Source organism: Desulfocurvus sp., assembly GCF_023230885.1.
In the GTDB taxonomy this organism is placed as follows: domain Bacteria; phylum Desulfobacterota; class Desulfovibrionia; order Desulfovibrionales; family Desulfovibrionaceae; genus Desulfocurvus.
In genome coordinates this window covers 1-3,014 of the sequence record NZ_JALNWM010000282.1, presented here as the reverse complement: position 1 = coordinate 3,014, position 3,014 = coordinate 1, and the positions used below count along the sequence as shown (strand labels likewise).

At 69.7% G+C, this 3,014-nt stretch carries 2 protein-coding genes and 1 pseudogene; all 3 read right to left on the bottom strand.

Annotation, left to right across the window (positions count from 1 at the left end; all coding sequences use genetic code 11):
• Positions 1–839: pseudogene (locus M0P34_RS14665) on the bottom strand (asparagine synthetase B); the annotation flags it as partial.
• Positions 840–993: 154 nt separating this feature from the next.
• On the bottom strand, positions 994–1,896 hold the full coding sequence (locus M0P34_RS14660) for a M23 family metallopeptidase (protein ID WP_291500448.1): 903 nt from the start codon (positions 1,894–1,896) through the stop codon (positions 994–996).
• A 69-nt stretch (positions 1,897–1,965) separates the two neighbouring features.
• Positions 1,966–2,715, bottom strand: a complete 750-nt coding sequence (locus M0P34_RS14655; protein ID WP_291500446.1) for a tRNA 2-thiocytidine biosynthesis TtcA family protein — start codon at positions 2,713–2,715, stop codon at positions 1,966–1,968.
• Positions 2,716–3,014: the final 299 nt, after the last annotated feature.

The following is a 3,014-nucleotide window of genomic DNA, read 5'->3' as shown; positions in this document are numbered from 1 at the left end:
GCGCCCAGGGGCACATCGGCCACGGTGCGCAGGCGCACGGCGTCGGTGAGCAGGGCCTCCAGGGCGTCGGCGGCCTGGGCGCCTGTTCCGGCAAAGGGCGACCGGCGCCCCCGGCGCACGGCCTCGTCCAGGGACCAGAAGGCCCGGGGCCCGGGCAGGGTGCGCGCGGCTAGGTCCGCCGCGGTGAAGCGCACGCTGTGCCCGGGTTCGAGCTTGCGCATGCCGGGGTGGATGCTCCACGGCTCGGGCACATAGAGGGTTTGCAGGTACAGGGCCAGGGCGCCGGGGTCCACGCCGCCGGTCCAGTGCGGGTGGCGGCGCAGGGGCTTGAACTCCGAGCCGAAGAGCAGGCTCGGTCCGGCGAAGCCGTAGTACAGGGGTTTCACGCCCAGGCGGTCGCGCACCAGGGTCAGGGAGCGGTCGCGCCGGTCCCACAGGGCGAAGGCGAACATGCCCACGCAGCGCGACAGGGCACCGTGCAGCCCGAAGACGCGCACGGCCTCCAGGATGACCTCGGTGTCCGAGTGCCCGCGCCAGCCCTGGGCCGGGGCCTCGCCCAGGTCTTCCAGCTCGCGGCGCACGGCCTCGTAGTTGTAGACCTCGCCGTTGTAGCTGATGGTCAGCGTTCCGTCGGCGGAGTGCATGGGCTGGGCGCCCGCCGGGGAGAGGTCCAGGATGGACAGGCGCACATGGGCCAGGGCCGGGCCGCCCTGGGGGTCGGCGAAGCCGCCGCTGGCGTCGGGCCCGCGATGGCTCATGGCCCGGGTCATGGCCTCCAGGAGCGGCTCGTGGCCGCCCGGGGGCGGGGCGGGGCTCCAGTATCCGGCTATGCCGCACATGGCGTGTTTTCGCTGGGGCTTGTCGTGCTGGTCATGCTGGGCTCGCGGCGGGGCTTGGGCGCGGTGCTTCCGGGCGCCAAAGGAAAGCCCTCCCGAGGCAGGCTGGCACCGGCCGGCAAGAGGGCGGGAAAGCGCGTTGCGCGGGGGGCCCCGGCTAGTTCAGGATATAGCGCATCGGGTTCACGGGAACCCCGTTGAGCCTGACCTCGTAGTGCAGGTGCGGCCCGGTGCTGCGGCCGGTGTTGCCGACATAGCCGATGAGCTGGCCGCGGGTGACCTTCTGGCCGCTTTTCACGGACATGGAATGCATGTGGGCGAAGCGGGTGGAGATGCCCGAGCCGTGGTTGACGGTCAGGCACATGCCGTAGCCGCCGTCGCGCCCGGAGAAGGTGACCACGCCCTTGGCCGGTGCGTAGATGGGCGTACCCTGGGGGGCGGAGATGTCCAGGCCCTTGTGGAACTCGCGTTTCCCGGTGAAGGGGGAGGTCCGGTAGCCGAAGTCGGAGGATATCCAGCCCTGGGTGGGCCAGATGCTCGGGGTGGCGGCCCACAGCTCGCGGTTGTCGCGAATGACGTGCATGAGCTGCTGCTGGCGCACCTCTTCCATCTGGGTGTCGGTGTTCAGCTGATGCAGGAAGTTGTGCATCTTGCGCGCCAGCAGCTCCTGGCGGTGCATGGGCAGGTAGTTCTCGGAGAAGTCCGAGGGGGCCGCACCGCCCAGGGAGGTGCCGCCGTCGCGCTCCTGGTCGAGATTGATCATCACCCGCAGCTTGGAGTCGAAGTCGCGGATGCGCATGAGGTCTTTTTCGAGGTTCTTGATCTTGGAGGCCAGGGACAGGAGCTGGGTGCGCTGTTCCTGGACTGTTTTCTGGGCCTCGTCCAGGGACGCCTGGGCCGAGGAGTAGCCGGTGAAATAGTTCCAGAAATAGACGTTGCCGGCCACAAGCCCCACGAGGACACCCGCAAGAACGAACAGCAGCCAGCCCCGCAGGCGGAGCTTCCGGGAGCATCCTTCGTTGTCCTTGAATATCACGACGTGGTATTTTCGGAAAAGCATACGCCTCCCTTCGGGCCGGGCCGGTGTTTCACGCGGGCATGGAACCCCGCCGAGACAACTCCCTGTGACCTATTGTTTCCCGACGGTTCTGTCAAGTTGCCAGCGCTGCAAGCCCTGGAGGACATTGGGCCGGATGTGCTTGGCGCGGCGGTAGTGTTCGTCCAGCCACGCCTCCCAGTCGGAGCGGCGGGTGCCCCCGGCGCTGGGGCAGGGGTTGGACCACACGGGCAGCCCGAAGGCCGTGGCGGCCTTGATGACGGTTTTTTTCTCCAGGTAGAGCAGGGGGCGGATCACCTTGAGCCGGCCGCCGAAGAAGTCCTCGGCCATGTCCAGGCCGTGGACCTTGCCCGTCTCGAAGAGGTTCATGAAGAAGGTCGTGGCCAGGTCGTCGGCGGTGTGGGCCAGGGCCAGGTGGGTCAGGCCGTAGGTCCGGCACAGGGCGAACAGCGCCTTGCGCCGCAGCCGGGCGCAGTAGAAGCAGGCCGACGCCTTGCGGTTCTCCTCGGAATGGGCGCGCGGGCCGTGGTCGGTCAGCTCGATGTGCGCGGCCACGCCGCGCTCGCGGCACCAGCGCGCCAGGGGCTCGTGGTTGCCCGGGTCGAACCCCGGGTTCACATGCAGCACCATGAGCTCGAAGGGAAAGGGCACGATGCGTTGGCGCATGGTCAGCACCTGGAGCATGAGCCAGCTGTCCACCCCCCCCGAGGCGGCCACGCCGATGCGCGCGCCCGGGTGGAGCATCCCGGCCTGCTGCATGAGCTTGCCCGCGGCTCCCAGGCACTGTTTCTGGGCATAGTTCAGCTTTCCCCAGCGGGACATGGTCTTCGCGCGGCCTCTTTGTTCGGGTGGGGGTGGGGGTTCCGGGGCCTGCCGCGCCGGGGGCGGGGCGGGCCGTCGGGCCCCTGTGTACGGCAAAGCCGCCCCGGGCGCAACCGGCCCGCGACGCCCCGGCGGGCGCGCCTTGACAGCCCCGGGCCCCGCTTATTAGTCATGGTTGCCCCCGGGGCTTCCCGGCCCGGAATCCCAAGGCTTTTCCCGAGGCGATGATGCGCGGACGTGTTCTTGCGGCCCTGGCCGCCGTGTTGGCCGTGGGGGCCGCCCTGGCCCTGCCGCTGCTG

Excerpts from the sequence above, each read along its gene's own strand:
- M0P34_RS14660 (WP_291500448.1), bottom strand. The coding sequence starts at position 1,896 with ATGCTTTTCCGAAAATACCACGTCGTGATATTCAAGGACAACGAAGGA.
- M0P34_RS14655 (WP_291500446.1), bottom strand. The coding sequence starts at position 2,715 with ATGTCCCGCTGGGGAAAGCTGAACTATGCCCAGAAACAGTGCCTGGGA.